The following is a 16,395-nucleotide window of genomic DNA, read 5'->3' on the forward strand; positions in this document are numbered from 1 at the left end:
CCTAGTCTTGAGTCCGTTCCCGCTTTCGTTTCCTTCCCCTTCAGGAGTTTTGACATGAGCAAGCTGACCCGCGAACAACAAGCCGCCGCCCTCGAAAAGGATTGGGCCGAGAACCCCCGCTGGGCGGGCATCAAGCGCGGCTACACCGCCGCCGACGTGGTGCGCCTGCGTGGCTCCGTGCAGGTGGATCACACCCTGGCCAAGCGCGGCGCTGAAAAGCTCTGGGGCCTGGTGAACAGCGAGCCCTTCGTCAACGCCCTGGGCGCGCTGACGGGCAACCAGGCCATGCAGCAGGTCAAGGCCGGCCTCAAGGCCATCTACCTCTCGGGCTGGCAGGTGGCGGGTGACGCCAACAGCAATGGCGAGATGTACCCCGACCAGTCGCTGTACTCGGTGGACTCGGTGCCCAAGGTCGTCAAGAAGATCAACGCCACCTTCGCCCGTGCCGACCAGATCCAATGGGCCGAGGGCAAGGACGACATCGACTACTTCGCCCCCATCGTGGCCGATGCCGAGGCTGGCTTCGGCGGCGTGCTGAACGCCTTCGAGCTGATGAAGGCCATGATCGAAGCGGGCGCCGCCGGCGTGCACTTCGAAGACCAGCTGGCCAGCGCCAAGAAGTGCGGCCATATGGGCGGCAAGGTGCTGGTGCCCACCCGCGAGGCCGTGGCCAAGCTGGTGGCGGCGCGCCTGGCAGCCGACGTGATGGGCACGCCCACCCTGCTGGTGGCGCGTACGGACGCCGAAGCCGGCGACCTGGTGACCAGCGACATCGACGACAACGACAAGCCCTTCTGCACCGGCGAGCGCACCGTCGAAGGCTTCTACCGCACCAAGAACGGCCTGGACCAGGCCATCAGCCGCGGCCTGGCCTACGCCCCCTACGCCGACCTGATCTGGTGCGAAACCGGCAAGCCCGACCTGGCCTTTGCCAAGGCCTTTGCCGACGCGATCCACGCCAAGTTCCCGGGCAAGCTGCTGGCCTACAACTGCTCGCCGTCCTTCAACTGGAAGAAGAACCTGGACGACGCCACCATCGCCAAGTTCCAGCGCGAGCTGGGTGCGATGGGCTACAAGTTCCAGTTCATCACCCTGGCCGGCTTCCACAGCCTGAACTACTCGATGTTCAACCTGGCTTACGGCTACGCCCGCAACCAGATGAGCGCCTTCGTCGAGCTGCAGGAAGCCGAGTTCGCCGCCGCCGAGAAGGGCTTCACCGCCGTGAAGCACCAGCGCGAGGTGGGCACCGGCTACTTCGACGCCGTCACCACCACGATCGAGGCGAACGCTTCGACCGCGGCGCTGAAGGGCTCGACGGAAGACGAGCAGTTCATGGACGGCACGCATCACTGAGCACAGCCGCTCCAGCCGAGGCCAGAGTCCTTGGCCTTCGGCAGGCTCAGGCAGCCCTCAGGGCTGCCTGAGTCCGGCCTAAGCCCCCTGAACCAGCGGCCCCAGACGGGGCCGCTCTTTTTTTGCCGCCCACAATGCCGCCCGAGTCAGCGGAGGGCATATGGACGGCAAGAAGCAATTGATCGGCGGTCTGGTGGTGGTGGCGGCTTTGGCCGGCGCAGTGTTCGGGCTGCGTGCCCTCGAAACGCGCGGCTCCACGGCCGCTCAGATCCAAACGGGCGGCGGCAGCATGGAGCTGCCCCCCGATGCCCCCTTTGCTGCCCATGAATGCGCGGTGCGCCCCTTCGACGAGCGGCCCGCCCTGGCGCTGAGCTTCACCCAGCCGCTCGATGCCAAGAGCGAGATCGACAAGCATGTACGCGTGCTCGACCTCGGCCCCACGCAGGGGCAAGACGGCGCCGAACAAGGCACGCAGGCCGCCAAGGCACCGGTGCAGGCGCAGGGTCAGGCCGTGGAAGGCCGCATCGTGCAGGGCAGCTGGACGCTGGGCGAGAACCCGCGCTTCGCCTACTTCCCGAACATCCAGCCGCAGCGCCGCTACCGCATCGAGGTGGCCGCCACGCTGAAGTCCATCGACGCCAAGGCCGTGGCCGCGGCCAAGACTTGCGAACTGGCCATCGAGTCGACCCCGCCGGCCTATTACTTCGCCAGCCGCGGCACGGTGCTGCCGGCCGGCCAGAACGGCGGCCTGCCCATCGTCACCATCAACGTGCCCGAGGTGGACGTGCAGTTCCTGCGCGTGCTGCCGCAGGCCCTGCCGCGCTTCCTGGAACGCGTGGCCGGCGGCCAGAGCCGTGGCGAAGGGGAGGGCGAGGGCGAGTACTACGACGGCGAGTACGGCGGCGGTGAGAGCAGCCTGAAGGGCAGCGCCACCGGCTGGCAGATCGACCAGTACAAGGCCATCACCGAGCCGGTGCACTTGGCTCGCTACCAGACTGAAGCGAAGCCCGAGGCCCGCCGCGTCAGCTTCCTGCCGGTGGAGCACATCAAGGAACTGCAGCAGCCTGGCGTCTACATCGCGGTGATGAGCGAGCCCGGCCGCTTCGGCAAGCAGTACCAGGTCAGCCATTTCTACGTCAGCGACATCGGCCTGCAACTGCAGCGCCAGGGCGCAGGCATGAGCGCCTTCGCCACCTCGCTGAAGAGCGGCAAGGCGCTGGGCGATGTGCGAGTGGAGCTGCTCGACCAGCACGCCCGCGTTCGCGCCAGCGCCACGGTGGATGGCGACGGCCATGCCCGCTTCCCCGCCGTGCCGGCCGACGCCGTGCTGGCCGTGGCGCGCCGCGGCAACGAGATGAGCGCGCTACGCCTGGGCGAGACCGGCCTGGACCTGAGCGAGTTCGACATCGGCGGCCATGCCTCGCGCAACGCCAAGCTGTTTGCCTACGCCGGGCGCGACCTCTACCGCCCTGGCGAGCAGTTCACGCTCTCGGTGCTGGCGCGCGACCCCGACGGCAAGCTGCTGCCGCCGCAGCCCCTCGCCGCCACGCTCAAGCGCCCGGACGGCCGCACGGTGAGCCAGGAAAGCTGGCAGCCCGACCCCAAGCGCCCCGGCTACTTGCAGCACGCGGTGCAGCTCAGCGCCGACGCCCAGACCGGCCGCTGGACGATGGAACTGCGCCTGGACCCGGCCGCCGCCGAGCCCATGCACAGCTGGAGCTTCCAGGTGGAAGAGTTCCTACCCGAGCGCATGAAGCTGGAGCTCAAGAACGAGGCCGAGGTGCTGGCCCCGGGCGAGGATTTCGTGGTCGCCGTGCAGGGCGACTACCTCTACGGCGCCCCGGCGGCCGGCAACCGCCTGATCGTGCAGGCCGCTTCCGAGCGCCAGCGCGAGGCCCTGCCCAAGGCCTGGCCGGGCTTTTACTTCGGTGACTTTGCCGACGACGGCCGCAAGAGCCGCCAGCAGGTCAGCGACGAGGCGCTCGACGACGAAGGCAAGGCCCAGATCACCCTGCCGGTGCCGGCAGAGGCCAAGAGCCCGATGAAGGTGCTGGGCAGCTTCAGCCTGCTGGAGAGCGGCGGCCGCCCGGTGGTGCGCTCCATCGAGCGCCAGGTCTGGCCCGCCGCGCAGCTGATCGGCATCCGCCCGCTGTTCGACAGCGAGGTGGCCGGTGAGGACAGCAAGGCCGGCTTCGAACTGATCCGCGTCGACCCCCAGGGCAAGCCGCAGCCGCTCAAGGGCGTGAAGCTCAAGCTGCTGCGCGAGGACCGCCAGTACCACTGGCGCTTTGACGAGAACCGCGGCTGGCAGAGTGGCTTCATCGAGACCGATGAGCTGGTGCAAAGCCAGAGCCTGGACCTGGCCGCCACCCGCACCCCGCTGCTGCTGCCGGTGAAGTACGGCCGTTACCGCTTGGAGCTGCAGGACCCGGCTACGGGCCTGACGGCGCGCTACCGCTTCTACGCCGGCTGGGGCGCCCAGGAAGCCGAACGCCTGGGAAACCGCCCGGACCGCGTGCAGCTGCAATGGGTCAAGGCGCCGCTGCAGGCGGGCCAGAGCGCCACGCTGAAGATCAAGCCCCCGCACGATGGCGAGGCCCTGGTGACGGTGCAAAGCGGCGACGCGCTGCTGTGGACCAAGCGCATCAGCGTCTCGGCCAGCGGCTCGGAGGTGCAGATCCCCATCGACACCAAGCCCGAGTGGGCGCGCCACGACCTCTACGCCACCGTCACCGCTTTCCGCCCCGGCAGCCAGGGCGACCGCGTGACGCCGGCGCGCGCCGTGGGCCTGCTGCACCTGCCGCTGGCGCGCGAGGAGCGCAAGTTCAAAGTGGCCGTGCAGGCGCCCGCCAAGACCGAACCCGAGCGCAAGGTGGCGGTCAAGATCAAGGTCGAGGGGGGCTCGAAAGACGCCTGGGTCACCGTTTCCGCCGTGGACGTGGGCATCCTCAACATCACCCGCTACGCCACGCCCGACGCCTTTGACTTCTTCTTCGGCAAGCACCGCTTCGCGCCCGAGTGGCTGGACCTGTACGGCAAGCTGATCGAGAAGATGGACGGCCAGCTGGCGAGCCTGAAATGGGGCGGTGATGCCGCCGTGCGCGACACCCAGTCCATGCCCAAGAAGGTCAAGCTGGTGGACCTGTTCAGCGGCCCGGTGAGCCTGGACGCCAAGGGCGAGGCCACGGTGATGCTGGACATCCCCGACTTCAACGGCACCTTGCGCCTGATGGCCGTGGCCGCCAGCGGCGAGCGCTACGGCAAGGCGCAGGCCGAGCTGGTGAGCGCTGCACCCATCGTGGCCGAGCTCAGCACGCCGCGCTTCATCGCCCCGGGCGACCAGGCCCAGATTGCGCTCGATGTGACCAACCTCAGCGGCCAGCCCCAGACCGTGAACGTGGCGGTGGAGGGCGCCGCGCCGCTGAAGCTGGCCGGCAGCAGCGCGCCGCTGCAGCTGAAGGACAAGCAGCGCCAGATCCTGCGCTTCCCGGTGGAGGCCAACGGCCCCTATGGCCTGGCCAAGATCACCCTGAACCTCAGCACCGCCAGCGGCCTCAAGCTCAAGCGCGAGAGTTATCTGCAGGTGCAGCCGCCCTACAGCATGGAGCGCGAGGGCCGGCGCCTGCGTCTGGCCCAGGGCGAGAGCACGCGCCTGGATACCAGCCTGATCCAACGCTTCCACCCCGCCAGCAGCCAGGTCTCGATGAGCGTCAGCGACAACCCGCCGCTGCACATCGGCAAGCTGGTGCAGGGCCTGCTGGACTACCCCTACGGCTGCCTGGAGCAAACCACCAGCGCCGCCTACCCGCATCTGTTCGTGGACGAAGCCGCGGCCAAGGCCTGGGGTCTGCAGCCGCGCACGCTGGCCGAGCGCCAGGCCTTCGTGGAAGGGGCGCTGGGCCGCATCGCCGGCATGCAGGCCAGCAATGGCGGCTTCACGCTCTGGGGCAATGGTTCGTACTACGAGGGCTACATCAGCGCCTACGTGCTGGGTTTCCTGCAGGACGCCAAGGCGGCTGGCTTCAAGGTGCCCGAGGCCTTGCAAACCCGCGCCATCGCCTGGATGCAGAGTGAGCTGGCGCAGGCGCCGAACCGCTTCCCCGGCCTGCCCAAGGAGCTGAAGTTCGACGCGCTCGCCAAGGGCGCCACCGCCAACTTCAACTGGCGCGACTACGACTTGGTGCGCGACAGCCACCGCCGCTTTGCCGAGCTGGCGCACATCGGCTACCAGCTGGCGCGCGAGCAGAAGGCGCCTCTGTCCACCCTGCGCTACCTGCACGACAGCGTGCGCGACCGCGCCCGCTCGCCGCTGCCGCTGCTGCATCTGTCCATCGCCCTGAAGCTGATGGGCGACGAGCGCCGCGCCAAGGAGGCGCTGGACGACGCCATGAAGCGCCCCTACGGCATCCTGCCGCGCAACCTGCCCGGCTACTGGTACAGCGAATGGCTGGGTGACTACGGCAGCTCGGTGCGCGATTACGCCATGGCTTATGCGCTGCTGCACCGCCACGGCCTGGATCACGTCCAGCGCGAGCAGCTGCTGTTCGACGCCGCCGAGCAGCTCGGCAGCCGCCGCTGGAGCAGCACGCAGGAAAAGATCGCCTTGGTGCAAGCCGCCCGCGCCGCCGGCGGCATGAAGCGCGACGGCCCCTGGACGGCGCTACTCAAGGCCGGGGAAACCAGCCAGGCACTGGAGAGCCGCAGCACCGAGATGCGCAGCTACGAGCCCGCGCAGATCGCCGCGGGCGTGAGCCTGAGCAACAGCGGCACCAACCCGCTGTTCGTGGAGCTGGAAGGCAGCGGTTTCCCGCAGCAGGCCCCGGCCTTCCGCGACGACGTCATCGAGCTCAAGCGCGAGTGGCTGGAGGCCGATGGCCGCGCCTACAACGGCCGCACGCTGAAGGTGGGCGAGATGCTGCTGGTGCGCGTGCAGGCGCGCAGCAAGACGGCCATCAAGGACGCGCTCATCGTCGACCACGTGCCCGCCGGGCTGGAGATCGAGAACCTCAACCTCAGTCAGGGCGGCGTCGAATCGATGGTGGCCAACGGCCAGCAGTTGATGGAAGCCGCACAGGATCAGCGCATCAAGCACCGCGAATTCCGCGACGACCGCTACGTGGCCGCCGCCGAACTGGGGCCGGACTGGGTGACGGTGTACTACCTGCTGCGCGTGGTGAGCCCCGGCCGCTTCACCGTGCCGGCACCCTTTGCCGAAGACATGTACCGCCCCGAACTGCGCGGCGTGGGCCGCAGCGGCGGCACGGTGGTGATCGAAGACCTGCGGCGCTGATGCCCTGGGCGGGCAAGGCCGGGCCGGGGCAAGGAGCCCCGGGCAAGCCCGCCCCAGCCTGCCCCGGGCGCAGCCCGAAAATCGCGCCTTTCGCGCCCCGCGCGACTGCACTTGAGCGGCCCTTGCCGCACCTGCCCAATGCTCCCCAACCTGCTCGCCACCCGCAAAGGCCGCCTCGCGGCCTTTTTTGCGCTCTATGTCACCGAGGGCATTCCGCTCGGCTTTGCAGCCACGGCAGTGGCCTATTACCTGCGCAAGCTCGGGGTGGGCCCGGCGGAGATCGGCGCCTTTGTGGGTTCCTTCTATCTGCCTTGGGCCTTCAAGTGGGCGTTCGGCCCGCTGGTGGACGTGTTCCGCTCGCAGCGCTGGGGCCACCGGCGCGCCTGGATCCTGGGCACCCAGCTGGTGATGGCGGCCACGCTGGCGGTGCTGGTGGGCGTCAAGCTGCCCGATCAGCTCTGGCTGTTCACCGCCATCCTGCTGGTGCACAACACCTTTTCGGCCATGCAGGACGTCGCCATTGATGCGTTGGCCTGCAACACCCTGCAGGAAGACGAGCGCGGCCTGGCCAATGGCCTGATGTTCGCGGGCGCGGCAGTGGGCCAGGCCATCGGCGGCAGCGGCGTGCTCTTCCTGGTGCCCTACACCGGTTTTCAGGCCACCTACTTCTTCGTGGCGCTGGCCATCCTCAGCGTCACCGGCCTGGTGGTGTGGCCGATGAAGGAAGCGGTCGCGCAGGCCGCCGGTCAGGCGGCGGGCCAGATCGGTGAGCAGGCGCGCGGCTGGGCCCGGGCCGCCGGCGAGATGAAGGCCTTCTCGGTGGAGGCCTTCAAGTCCTTCCTGGGCACGCGCGGCGCGTTCGCGGGCGTGTGGTTCTCGCTCTTGCCGGCCGGCGCCATGGCGCTGGGGCTTTCGCTGCGCTCCAGCCTCTCGGCGGAGTTCGGCCTGGACGAGAACCAGACGGCGCAGCTGGAGTTCTGGAGCAATCTGATCTCCGCCGTGGCCATGGTGGCGGGCGGTTGGCTGTCCGACAAGCTGGGCCGGCGCAGCACCCTGTTCGTCTATCTGGGCCTGATGAGCCTGCCGGCCGTCTACATGGCCTATGTGCTGGAGCGCCAGGGGTACGTGATGCCGCGCGCGCCCGGCAGCGCGCCGGTGGATGCGGTGCTGGTGAGCGCGCTCTGGGCCACCACGCTGGTCTACAACTTCTTCCTGGGCCTGATGTACGGCACCCGCTCGGCCATCATGATGGACGTCACCAACCCCAAGGTGGCGGCCACCCAGTTCACCGCCTACATGGCGCTGGCGAACCTGGCCATCGCCTACAGCGCCACCTGGCAGGGCGCCGCGGCCGAGGCCGTGGGCTACCCCAAGACGCTCTATATCGACGCCGCCGTGGGCCTGTTGAACCTGGTGGTGCTGCTGTGGATCCGCCCGCCGAAAGCCGGCGAAGAAGAGCCCGATTCGGCCGCGCGCCGCGCACGCTGGGTCTGCTGGGGCCTCACCGCCATCTGCCTGGCCTGGTGGGCCTTCCACTTCGCCGGCAACCACCTGGGCGCTGCCAAGGGCATCGTCAACACCTTCTTCACCGTGGGCTTCGTGGCGGCGGCCCTGGTGCTGCTGGCCGCCTGCGCGCTGCTGGCGCGTGAGGCCGCGCTGCGCGTCGCGCCCTGGGTGGCGCTGGGCCTGCTGCTGATCTACGCGCGCAACTTCCCGGCCCCGCTGGGCCGCTGGACCGGCCTGGGCACCGAGACCATGCAGAGCCTGCTGGGCTACCTGACTCTGGGCGTGACCCTGGTGGCCGCCCTGCTGCTGCTGCGCCTGGCACGCCACCGCTGGGACGAGCTGACCCAGGCATGAAGCCGGCATGACGCGCACGCGCCGGTGGGAGCTGGCGCTGGCCACCCTGCTGGCCCTGCTGCTGGCGCTGGACCTGCTGTTCCCGCCCCCGCTGCCCAAGGAGCAGGGCGGGGCCAGCCAGGGTCTGGTGGTGCTGGCGCGCGACGCCAGCCCGCTGCGGGCCTGGCCCAGCCGCGATGGCGCCTGGCGCCAGCCGGTGCAGCTGGAAGAGGTTTCGCCGCTCTATCTGCAGGCTCTGCTGGGCTACGAGGATCAGTCCTTCCACTGGCACCCGGGCGTCAACCCCTGGGCGCTGGCGCGGGCAGGCTGGCAGTGGGCGCGCGCCGGGCGCATCGTCTCGGGGGGCTCCACGCTCACCATGCAGGTGGCACGCATCCTGGAGCCGCGGCTGGGCGCGCGCAGCCTGCGCACCAAAGCGCTGCAGATCCTGCGCGCGCTGCAGCTGGAGCTGCGCCTGTCCAAGCGCGAGATCCTGACGCTCTATCTGAACCATGCACCGATGGGCGGCATCGTCGAGGGCGTGGAGATGGCCAGCCGCCTCTACCTGGGCCGGCCCAGCCGCACGCTGAGCCACGCCGAAGCCGCCTTGCTGGCCGCCTTGCCGCGCGCACCCACCCGCCTGCGCCCGGACCGCGCTGCGGCCAGCGCCCAGGCCGCCCGCGACCGCGTGCTGGCGCGTTTGCAGGAGCAGAGCATCTGGGACGCGCAGACCGTGACCGAGGCCAAGCAGGAACAAGTGGCAGCCGCTCCCTTGCGTGCACGCTGGCTGGCCCCGCTGGCGGCCGAGCGACTGCGCCGCCAAGCGCCGCTGGCCGAGCGCCGCGCCGGCCGCGTGCTCAGCACCCTGGACCCCGAGCTGCAGACCGGCGTGGAACGCCTGCTGGCCGCCCGCGTGGCCGGCCTGCCCGCCAAGGTCTCGATGGCTGCCCTGGTGCTGGATAACGACAGCCTGGAGGTACTGGCCTATGCCGGCAGCGCCGACTTCAGCGACTCCAGCCGAGCCGCCCATGTGGACATGGTGCGCGGCGTGCGTTCGCCCGGCAGCACGCTCAAGCCCTTTCTGTACGCACTGGCGCTGGACGACGGCCTGATCCACTCCGAAAGCCTGCTGGTGGACGCGCCGCAGAGCTTCGGCGGCTATGCGCCGGGCAATTTCCAGGCCGATTTCGCCGGCCCGGTGAGCGCCGCCGAGGCGCTGCGCCGTTCGCTCAACGTGCCGGCCGTGGACCTGCTCGAACGCCTGGGCCCCGAGCGCTTTGCCAGCCACCTGCGCAGCGCCGGCCTGCGCCTGCGCCTGCCCAGCCGCCAGGCCCAGGCCAACCTCAGCCTGATCCTGGGCGGTGCCGGGACCACGCTGGAGGAATTGGTGGGCGCCTACCGGGCGCTGGCGCGCGGCGGTCTGGCCGGCCAGCCACGCCTGCACCCGCAAGCCCCGCGGCGTGAAACCCGGCTGATGAGCGAGGGCGCGGCCTTCATCGTGCGCGAGATCCTGGAAACCGGCGGCCAGCCGGGCCGCCCCTTCCAGGAACAGCCGCGCCGCCTGGCCTGGAAGACGGGCACCAGCTTCGGATTTCGCGACGCCTGGGCCGTGGGCGTGACGCAGCGCTTCACCGTGGGCGTGTGGGTGGGCCGGCCCGACGGCACGCCCAACCCCGGCCATTTCGGCGCCAACACTGCCGCACCGTTGCTGCACGAGCTGCTGGCCGTGCTGCCCGAGGATCAGGGCCCGCGCCCCGCGCCGCCCGCCACGGTCAGCCAAGCCGCCATCTGCTGGCCGCTGGGCGGCCTGGCCAGAGCCACGGCGCCGGCCGATTGCCTGGAGCGCCGCAGCGCCTTCCTGCTGCAGCACAGCGCCCCACCCACCTTGCCCGACCGCCTGGACCCCAGCCCGCTGCGCCAGGAACTGCCGTGCGGCGTATGGCTGCGCTGGCCGCTGGCGCTGGCGCCCTGGCTCAGCGCCGAGCAGCAGCCCCCGCCCGCGCCCCCCTGCGCTCGCGCCCAGGCGCGCGCCTGGCAGCTCGAAGGCCTGGACGACGGTGCCCGCCTGCGGCCCACCCCCGGCCAGGCGACGGTGAATCTGGCCCTGCGCACCCTGGGGCAGGGCGGGGCGCTGCACTGGCTGCTGGACGACCGGCTTGTGGCGCGCGGCCCGGTGGGCAGCGCGGTGCAGCTGGAGCTGACGCCGGGGCGGCACCGGCTCAGCGTGGTGGACGAGGCGGGGCGCTTCGAGCACCGGCGCATCGAGGTGCGGTGAGCGGGCTTCGGGCATCATTGCTTCTTCAGATTGCCAGGCCAACCATGGGCTTCCGACCCTCGTCCACTTTCAAGCGCGCGCTGCGGCTGGTGTGGGCCGTCTGGCTGCCAGTGGTGGCGCATGCGCAGCCGGAGTTGAGCTGGTTCGTGACCGATTGGCCGCCGCTCTTCATCTTTGCCAAAGGCCAGCCGCCCAGTCAGCCGGCCGACTTGGGCGAGGGGCAAGTCGATCGAGTGATGGCAGAGCTGATCGCGCGCTTGCCCGCTTACCAACACCGCTTCGAGTCGCTCAATTCGCGCCGCCTGTGGCGGGCCATGGCCGAAGGTCGGGCGCTGTGCAGCGCAGCCGCGCTGAAGACGTCCGAGCGCAGCGCGCTGGCTTATTTCACGCCCCATCTGCGGGTGGCGCCGCCGGTGCTGGTGGTGCGGGCCAAAGGCGCCGAGCGGTATGTAGGCGCGGACGGTCGTGCCTCGCTGAGGGCCCTGCTGGAGCGGCCCGATTTGCACGGTCGGCTGGAGGTCGACCGCAGCTATGGTCCCCAACTGGATCCGCTTCTGGCCGGCTCGCGGACGCTGCCGCGCGACTCCACCTCACGCATCGGTCAGATGGCCGAGCTGGTGGCGGCGGGGCGCGTGGACTACACGCTGGACTTCGCCCACACCATCGAGTACCTGCGCCGTCAGGGGCGTCTGCGCGAGCCTCTGGCTGCGCTGCCCTTGCAGGAAGCGGGTGATTGGAGCCTGGGCTATGTGGCCTGCCCGCGCACGCCCTGGGGGCTCGCGGCCATCACGGCGATCGACCAGGCGATCCGCCAGGCCGCCGCCTCGCGCAGCTACCGTGAGGCCTACATCCGTTGGCTGCCGGAACCCCTGCGCAGTGAGCAACAGCCGCTCTTCGAAGCCTTCTACGACGCCCGCGCCCAGGGCGGCCCGCAGATCGAGTGAGCGCCGAGTGGGCGGCCGCACAATGCGGCCCCGCTCTTGCACCTGAATCCCACCTCGCCATGCTGACGCCGCGCATGGCCGAACTGCTGGCCCGCATCCACCGCGCCAACCGACCGGCCTACCACTCGATGAGCCCGCAACAGGCGCGGATCGCGTACCGGATGGGGGCGGAGATCCTCGACCTGCCGCGCGCGCCGCTGGCGCGTGTGGAGGAGCTGCAGCTGCCCGGCCCCGCGGGCGCGCTGAAGGCCCGGCTCTATGCGCCCAGTGCGGCGCGCCTGCCGGTGCTGCTGTACCTGCATGGCGGCGGCTTCACCATCGGCGACCTGGAAACCCATGACAGCCTGTGCCGCCAGTTCGCGCTGCGTGCCGGCTGCGCCGTGCTGGCGCTGGATTACCGCCTGGCCCCCGAGCACCGCTTCCCCGCCGCCGTGGATGACAGCTTCGCCGCGCTGCGCGGGCTGCCGGCCCTGGCCGAGACGCTGGGGCTGGACGGCAGCCGCATCGCAGTGGGGGGCGACAGCGCCGGCGGCACGCTGGCGGCGGTGTGCGCGCTGATGGCGCGCGACGCCGGCCTGCCCCTGGCCCTGCAGCTGCTGATCACCCCCGGCACCTGCGCCCGCGCCGACACCGAGAGCCACGCGCGCTTTGCCAAGGGCTATCTGCTCGACGCCGAAGCGATCGCCTGGTTCTTCGCCCACTACATCGAGGACGCCGACAAGGACGACTGGCGCTTCGCCCCGCTGCATGCCGAGGACCACGAAGGCCTGGCGCCGGCCTGCGTGATCCTGGCCGAGGCCGACCCGCTGGTGGACGAAGGCCTGGCCTACGCCGACACCCTGCGTGCCGCCGGCGTGGCGGTGGAGCTGGAGCTGTACCGCGGCGTCACGCACGATTTCATCAAGATGGGCCGCATGATCCCGGAGGCCCTGAGCGCCCAGGACGTGGCCGCCCGGGCCCTGCGCGAGGCCTTTGGAGACCGCCGATGAGCTTCCGCCATTCCGAAACCCTGCGCGTGCGCTGGAGCGAGGTCGATGCCCAGGGCATCGTCTTCAACGGCCACTACCTGAACTACCTGGACACCGCCAGCAGCGGCTACTGGCGCATGCTGGGCCTGCCGTACCCCAGCGCCTTCGAGCGCCTGGGCGCCGACCTGGTGCTGCGCAGCACCGAGCTCGACTTCCTGGCGCCCGCCCGCTTCGACGAGGTGCTGCAGGGGCGGCTGCGCTTTGTCGAGGCCGGCCGCACCAGCCTGCGCTTCGAGGCCGAGCTGCTGCGCGGCGCCCAGTGCCTGCTCAAGGCCCGGCTGCGCTATGTGATGGTGGGGCGCGAGGGGCCTACGGCGCTGCAACCCGTGCCCGTGCCCGAAGGCCTGCGCGCCGCGCTGCGGGCCTTCGAGGCGGGCGAGCCCATGCTGGCCGTGCAGGTCGGCAGCTGGGCCGAGCTGGGGGCGGACGCCCAGCCGATCCGCCAGGCGGTGTTCGTGCGCGAGCAGGGCATCCCGGCCGATCTGGAATGGGACCAGGCCGACCCCGCCTGCACGCACGCGGTGGCCTACAACCGCCTGGGCCAGGCCCTGGGCACCGGCCGCCTGCTGGAGCATGTGCCGGGCACGGCCAAGATCGGCCGCATGGCGGTGCTGGCCGCCGCGCGCGGCACCGGCGTGGGCGCCCAGGTGCTGGAAGCCTTGATGCAGGCCGCCCGCCGCCAGGGCTACCGCCAGGTGCTGCTGCACGCCCAGGCCAGCGCCGTGGGCTTCTACCGCCGCGCCGGCTTTGCGCCGCGCGGGCTGCCGTTTGAAGAGGCGGGCATCGAGCACCAGGAGATGCTCAAGACCATCTGAACAGGTCAGGTGCGGAAGGTCTCGACAAAGACCTCGCGGTGGCGCTCCTGCGCCAGCTCGGCCATGGCCCGCGCCACCATGGCCTCGGCGTCTGCCATCTGCTGCGGGCTCTGGCCGCTGTAGCTCTCCATCCAGGTCATGCGCTCCTCCGGGCGCTCGCTCAATACCAGGTGCACGCCGGGCACGGCCTCGGCGGCCTGGCGGGCGGCGGCGCGCCAGCGCGCGCGCCAGGCCTCGGCCTCCTGCAGATCGAGTTTGAAGTAGACGTGCAGGCGCACCGGGCTGGCCATGCGGGGGGTCGCGGCGCTCATTCCGGGGCCTTCACGGCATAGGGCAGGGCGGCGCGCTGCAGCGCGCGGCCATCGGCCAACTGCAGCACGGACTCAGACTCCCAGGCGGCCAGCTGCACCTCGGCCAACACGCCGGCCTGGCCTTCCCAGGCGGCGCCCATCACCACCTCGCCCACCGGTTGCTCGCGCTCGGGCCCGGCAAACAGCTCGCTGCCCGGCGCCGCGCTGGCGCCCAGCAGCAGCTGGGTGCGGCGCTTCACGGTGCCGCGGTACTGGCTGCGCGCCACCACCTCCTGGCCGGGGTAGCAGCCTTTTTGGAAGTTCACGCCGCCCACCAGCTCCCAGTTCAGCATCTGCGGCACGAAGTGCTCGGCGGTGGCGCTGCGCACCCAGGCCAGGCCGGCGTGCAGCTCGCTCCAGTCCCAGGCGGCGCGGGGCAGGGCAGCGCCGTCCAGCTCGCCCAGATGCAGGGCGCGCGTCTGGCCCAGGGCATCGGGCAGGCGCACGAAGCCGGCCCGGTGGCCCCAGACAGGCAGGTCCGCCGGCACCTGCGCACCCAGCACGGCCAGCAGCGGGGTTTCGTCGCTGGCGTCGCGCAGCTTGGCCTTGGCGCGCAGCACGAACATCGACAGGCGCTTGGCCAGCGTGGGGGCGAGCTCGCGCGGCAGCAGCAGCGCAAAGGCCTCGGGGCCTTCACGCAGCAGGATGAAGTTGGCCATCAGCCGGCCCTTGGCCGAGCAGTAGCCGGCCAGGCGGGCCTGGTCGGCGGGCAGATCGCTGACTGATTGGGTCAGCTGGCCATGCAGGAAGGCGCCTGCATCCGGGCCTTCGGCGCGGATCAGACCCCAGTCTTCGAGGCGGCAGGCGCCATGGGGGAGGGTGCTCATGCCGGCATTATCAGAAGCGCCCCAAGCCCATAGGCTGGCGCCGGCCATGCCAAACTCCGCGCCCCCATGAAACGCCTCTTGCTTCTCCTCCTGCTGCCGCTGTTGCTGGCCCTGGGCGCAGCCGCCCTGGCCTGGCACTGGTGGCGCGCGCCGCTGGTGCTGAGCCAGGACACGGTCGAGCTCACCGTCGAGGCCGGCAGCAGCCCGCGCCAGGTGGCCCAGGCCTGGGTGGCGGCCGGCGTGCAGGCGGACGAGCGCCTGCTCTGGCTGGGTTTCCGGCTCAGCGGCCAGGCGCGCCTGATTCGCGCCGGCAGCTATGCGCTGGAGCGCGGCGACAGCCCGGAGCGCCTGCTGCAGAAGATGGTGCGCGGGGAGGAACAGTTGGAATCGCTGGCGCTGATTCCGGGCTGGACGATGCGCGAGCTTCGCGGCGCGCTGGCCCGCGCCCCCGGGCTGCGCCAGACCCTCGGCGCGCTCAGCGACGCCGAGCTGATGGCCCGCCTGGGCGCCCCCGGTCAGGCCGCCGAGGGCCGCTTCTTTCCCGACACCTACCGCTACGGCCGCGGCGTCAGCGACCTGACCGTGCTGCGCGAGGCCCACCACGCGCTGGAGCGCGAACTCCTCAAGGCCTGGGCGCTGCGGCCGCAGGACAGCGTGCTGAAAACGCCCGAGGAGGCGCTGATCCTGGCCTCCATCGTCGAAAAAGAAACCGGCCGGGCGGCCGAGCGGGCCCGCATTGCTGCCGTGTTCCACAACCGCCTGCGCATCGGCATGCCCCTGCAGACCGACCCAACCGTCATCTACGGCCTGGGCGCGGCCTTCGACGGCAATCTGCGCAAGCGCGATCTGCAGGCCGACACGCCCTTTAATACCTACACCCGGCGCGGCCTGCCGCCCACGCCGATCGCCCTGGTGGGGCGCGAATCCCTGCGCGCCGCCGTGCTGCCCGAGCGCAGCAGCGCCCTGTACTTCGTGGCGCGCGGCGATGGCAGTTCCGAGTTCAGCGCCACCCTCGAAGACCACAATCGCGCCGTGCAGCGCTTCCAACTCAGCAAGCCGTGACCCGTCCCCTCTTCATCAGCTACGAAGGCATCGACGGTGCCGGCAAGTCCACCCATCTGGAGGCCACCGAGGCGCGCCTGCGCGCGGCTGGTGCCATCGTCTGCCGCAGCCGCGAGCCCGGCGGCACGCCACTGGCCGAGACCCTGCGCGAGATGGTGCTGAACCAGCCCATGGCCCCGCTGACCGAGGCCCTGCTGGTGTTCGCCGCGCGCCACGAGCATTGGCTGCAGGTCATCCAGCCCGCGCTGGCCGCCGGCCAGGTGGTGCTGTGCGATCGCTTTGCCGACGCCAGCTTCGCCTACCAGGGCGGTGGCCGCGGCGTGGCCTGGGAACAGTTGCAGGCGCTGGAGCAATGGACCGTGGCCGGCCGCGCCCCCGACCTCACGCTGTGGTTCGACCTGGACCCGGCCGAGGCCGCGCGCCGCCGCGCCGCGGCGCGCAGCGCCGACCGCTTCGAGGCCGAAGACCTGGCGTTTTTCGGACGTGTGCGCGCTGCCTACGCGCGCCGCTTCGAAGAGCAGCCCCAGCGGTTCGAGCGCATCGACGCGGGCCAGAGCCTGGACGGCGTGGCCGCACAACTGGCGGCCGCCTTGCAGCGCCGCGGCTGGTGAG

The 16,395-nt window shown here is 71.0% G+C and carries 11 protein-coding genes; 9 read left to right on the forward strand and 2 right to left on the reverse strand.

The window, feature by feature from the left end; genetic code table 11:
- The first annotated feature begins 54 nt into the window (after positions 1-54).
- From aceA to I7X39_RS01855, 7 genes are all read left to right on the forward strand, one after another.
- Complete coding sequence (gene aceA, locus I7X39_RS01825) at positions 55-1,353, forward strand: isocitrate lyase (protein WP_375140726.1); 1,299 nt, start codon at positions 55-57, stop codon at positions 1,351-1,353.
- Between the two features lie 160 nt (positions 1,354-1,513).
- Positions 1,514-6,643, forward strand: a complete 5,130-nt coding sequence (locus I7X39_RS01830; RefSeq protein WP_198109239.1) for an alpha-2-macroglobulin family protein — start codon at positions 1,514-1,516, stop codon at positions 6,641-6,643.
- 138 nt (positions 6,644-6,781) lie between these two features.
- A complete protein-coding gene (locus tag I7X39_RS01835) occupies positions 6,782-8,503 on the forward strand; it encodes an MFS transporter (RefSeq protein WP_198109240.1) in 1,722 nt (573 codons plus the stop codon).
- Between the two features lie 7 nt (positions 8,504-8,510).
- Entirely contained in the window at positions 8,511-10,757 is a 2,247-nt protein-coding gene (pbpC, locus tag I7X39_RS01840) for a penicillin-binding protein 1C (RefSeq protein WP_198109241.1), read from the forward strand.
- 44 nt (positions 10,758-10,801) lie between these two features.
- Complete coding sequence (locus I7X39_RS01845; protein ID WP_198109242.1) at positions 10,802-11,701, forward strand: TIGR02285 family protein; 900 nt, start codon at positions 10,802-10,804, stop codon at positions 11,699-11,701.
- A 74-nt stretch (positions 11,702-11,775) separates the two neighbouring features.
- Positions 11,776-12,690 (forward strand): alpha/beta hydrolase, encoded by a 915-nt coding sequence (locus I7X39_RS01850; protein ID WP_198109407.1) that lies wholly within the window; start codon positions 11,776-11,778, stop codon positions 12,688-12,690.
- Entirely contained in the window at positions 12,687-13,544 is an 858-nt protein-coding gene (locus tag I7X39_RS01855) for a GNAT family N-acetyltransferase (RefSeq protein ID WP_198109243.1), read from the forward strand. The genes I7X39_RS01850 and I7X39_RS01855 overlap by 4 nt, the downstream gene beginning before the upstream one ends.
- A 5-nt stretch (positions 13,545-13,549) precedes the next feature.
- Here I7X39_RS01855 and I7X39_RS01860 read toward each other — a convergent pair whose 3' ends face one another.
- A complete protein-coding gene (locus tag I7X39_RS01860; RefSeq protein WP_198109244.1) occupies positions 13,550-13,855 on the reverse strand; it encodes a DUF4936 family protein in 306 nt (101 codons plus the stop codon).
- The gene (gene ygfZ, locus I7X39_RS01865) at positions 13,852-14,721 is read right to left on the reverse strand and encodes a CAF17-like 4Fe-4S cluster assembly/insertion protein YgfZ (RefSeq protein ID WP_198109245.1); all 870 of its coding nucleotides are present in this window, start codon (positions 14,719-14,721) and stop codon (positions 13,852-13,854) included. Before ygfZ ends, I7X39_RS01860 begins: the two co-directional genes overlap by 4 nt.
- A gap of 66 nt (positions 14,722-14,787) precedes the next feature.
- Here ygfZ and mltG point away from each other — a divergent pair, with 66 nt between their 5' ends.
- Together mltG and tmk are read left to right on the forward strand one after the other, a co-directional pair.
- On the forward strand, positions 14,788-15,783 hold the full coding sequence (gene mltG / locus I7X39_RS01870) for an endolytic transglycosylase MltG (RefSeq protein ID WP_198109246.1): 996 nt from the start codon (positions 14,788-14,790) through the stop codon (positions 15,781-15,783).
- The gene (tmk, locus tag I7X39_RS01875) at positions 15,780-16,394 is read left to right on the forward strand and encodes a dTMP kinase (protein ID WP_198109247.1); all 615 of its coding nucleotides are present in this window, start codon (positions 15,780-15,782) and stop codon (positions 16,392-16,394) included. The genes mltG and tmk overlap by 4 nt, the downstream gene beginning before the upstream one ends.
- The last annotated feature ends 1 nt before the right edge of the window (position 16,395 follow it).

Source organism: Inhella proteolytica, assembly GCF_016093275.1.
GTDB classification, from domain to species: domain Bacteria; phylum Pseudomonadota; class Gammaproteobacteria; order Burkholderiales; family Burkholderiaceae_C; genus Inhella; species Inhella proteolytica.